At 73.0% G+C, this 2,246-nt stretch carries 3 protein-coding genes and 1 pseudogene; all 4 read right to left on the bottom strand.

From position 1 onward, the window contains the following. Nucleotides 1–410, bottom strand: a 410-nt coding sequence (locus RIF89_RS14245; RefSeq protein ID WP_309069733.1) for a SulP family inorganic anion transporter, incomplete at its 3' end; no start/stop codon positions are given. Between the two features lie 87 nt (nucleotides 411–497). After that, nucleotides 498–1,370 (bottom strand): metalloregulator ArsR/SmtB family transcription factor, encoded by an 873-nt coding sequence (locus RIF89_RS14240; RefSeq protein ID WP_309069732.1) that lies wholly within the window; start codon nucleotides 1,368–1,370, stop codon nucleotides 498–500. A gap of 94 nt (nucleotides 1,371–1,464) precedes the next feature. Then, complete coding sequence (locus RIF89_RS14235) at nucleotides 1,465–1,815, bottom strand: hypothetical protein (protein WP_309069731.1); 351 nt, start codon at nucleotides 1,813–1,815, stop codon at nucleotides 1,465–1,467. 81 nt (nucleotides 1,816–1,896) lie between these two features. After that, nucleotides 1,897–2,246 (bottom strand): annotated as a pseudogene (locus RIF89_RS14230) (flavoprotein); the annotation flags it as partial.

Here is a 2,246-nt window from a genome sequence, read left to right as displayed (position 1 = left end):
ACGAAGCCGACCATGACGCTGCGCGGGATGAATCGCATGAGCTTCGCGATGCCCAGCAGGCCGAGCGCGACCTGGATGACGCCGCCGAGGATCACCGTCGCGAGCAGGTAGTCGAGGCCGTGATCTCGCATGACCGGCGCGATCACGAGCGCGACGGCGCCGGTCGCGGCCGAGATCATCGCCGGTCGGCCCCCGAGGAACGAGATGGCGACCGCCATCACGAAGGACGAGAACAAGCCGACACGGGGATCGACGCCGGCGATGATCGAGAACGCGATCGCCTCCGGAATCAGCGCGAGCGCGACCACCAGGCCGGCGAGCACCTCCCGCGTCAGCAGGCGGGGCGAGCGCAGCGCATCGCGTACGGACGACGCGAAGCGCGCATCGGCGGATGTCGTGAGCGGCGGCATGGTTCCTCCGGGAAGTCGCGGATCGAGACGGCGCGGCTCTCTCGCGCCGCAGGCTCGACCCGCAGGGGAGCGGTCAGAGCGGGTCGGTCAGAGCAGGTCGTCCAGCAGGGTCCGGACGCGGGCCTCGATGTCGTCACGGATCGGACGCACGCCCTCGAGCGGCAGCCCCGCGGGGTCGTCGAGCTCCCAGTCGAGGTAGCGACGGCCGGGATAGATGGGGCACGCATCGCCGCAGCCCATGGTGATCACGTAGTCGGCGGCCCGCACGGCCTCGTCGGTGAGCGGCTTGGGGAACTCGCCTCCGACCGGCACGCCGATCTCGTCCAGCGCCGCGACGATGGTCGAGCGCATGTCGGGCGCGGGCAGCGACCCTGCCGTCCGGACGATCACGCGGTCGCCCGCGAGGTGACGCAGGATGGCGGCCGCCAGCTGCGAGCGGCCCGCGTTCTGGACGCACACGAACAGCACCTCCGGCCTGTCCCTGCGCTCGCCGTGCGATCGCGCCAGGGCCTCGAGGCGGGTCGCGGCGAACGACGCCGTGCGCGAGGCGAGCTGCCGCGCGGGACCGTCGCCGCGCGCGAGCAGGTCGCGGCTCTCGCGCACATAGGCCTGGACCGTCTCGGGGCTGAATGTGCCGCGGAACCGCAGTGCGAGATCGGCGGCGATGCGATCGAGGTCGGGTTCCGCGGCGGGCTGCTCGGCGCCGACGAGTGCCGCGACCGTCTCGGCGCGATCGGGCGCGACCGAGAACCAGGCCCGGCGGCCGTCCGGCTCGCGCGTCACGAGCCCCTCGCTGAGGAGCGTCTTCATGTGATGGCTCACGGTGGGTTGACGCAGGCCCAGTCGGTCGGCGAGCTCGCCGACCCGGGCGCGACCGCCGGGGGCCTCCAGGAGCAGACGCAGGATCCGCGCCCGTGTCGGGTCCGCGATGGTCGCGAGCGCCGACCCGGACGTATCCATGGATTCCAGTCTATGGGCGCGGGCCGTATCCGCCCCGGTGGCCGTCGCCGCCTGTCATCCGTGCGTATCGGAGATCGGGTGGGCGATCGAACGCCTACTCCTCGTCGGCTCCGAAGACCTCGCTCGGGGTGTCCGCCCCGTCCGACAGGGCGGCGGCGTTCACGTCGGCGTCCGCGAGGGACGCGTCGCCCGTGGGCGTGTCCGCGCCCATCGTCCCGTCGTTGCCGGTCGGCGCCTGGGCGCCGCCGAGCGTGTCGCCCGCGGAGTGGGGGCCGTCCGGCCCGCCCACGTCCGTCCTCACGTCGTCGTGGATGGTCAGGTCGTCGTCGAGGTCCTCCGTGCTGCGCATCGCCGTCGCCTCGAGGTCGGCGTCGGGCGCATGGTCGGGTCCCTGGTCGTTCGCTCCGCTCTCGGGCGCGGGTGTGCCGGCTGTGCTGTCACTCATGGGTCCACTGTGGGTGCGGCGCGAGCGCGATCCCAGGGGCTTGTCCCAGCGACCCTCGGCGGCTAGATCGGCCACGGCGGGTCAGCAGCACCCGCCGTCCGCCGTCGAGCACACCCCCGTGGCGGGAAGCACGAGCTCGACGCGGCTCGCCGACTCGGCGTCTCCCGCCAGCCAGGCGACGACCGACCGCACCTGCTCGTAGCCCGTCTTCAGCAGGAAGGTCGGCGCGCGCCCGTAGCTCTTCATGCCCACGATGAAGAAGCCGGACTCCGGATGCGCGAGCTCGCGGTAGCCGTGCGGGGAGACCGTGCCGCACGAGTGGAGGTTGGGGTCGATCAGCGGCGCGAGCCGGCGCGGCGCCTCGACGATGTCGTCGAGCTCCAGGCGCAGCTCGCGCAGCATGCCGAGGTCGGGGCGGAAGCCCGTGGCCG

The sequence above is a fragment of the Microbacterium sp. genome (genome assembly GCF_031178525.1).
Lineage (GTDB): Bacteria > Actinomycetota > Actinomycetes > Actinomycetales > Microbacteriaceae > Microbacterium.
The sequence above is the reverse complement of the archived record's forward strand: the minus strand, read 5'-3'. Positions and strand labels throughout refer to the sequence as shown.

What these genes read in the sequence shown, in the direction of transcription:
- RIF89_RS14240 (WP_309069732.1), bottom strand. Translation starts at nt 1,370, where the DNA reads ATGGATACGTCCGGGTCGGCGCTCGCGACCATCGCGGACCCGACACGG.
- RIF89_RS14235 (WP_309069731.1), bottom strand. Translation starts at nt 1,815, where the DNA reads ATGAGTGACAGCACAGCCGGCACACCCGCGCCCGAGAGCGGAGCGAAC.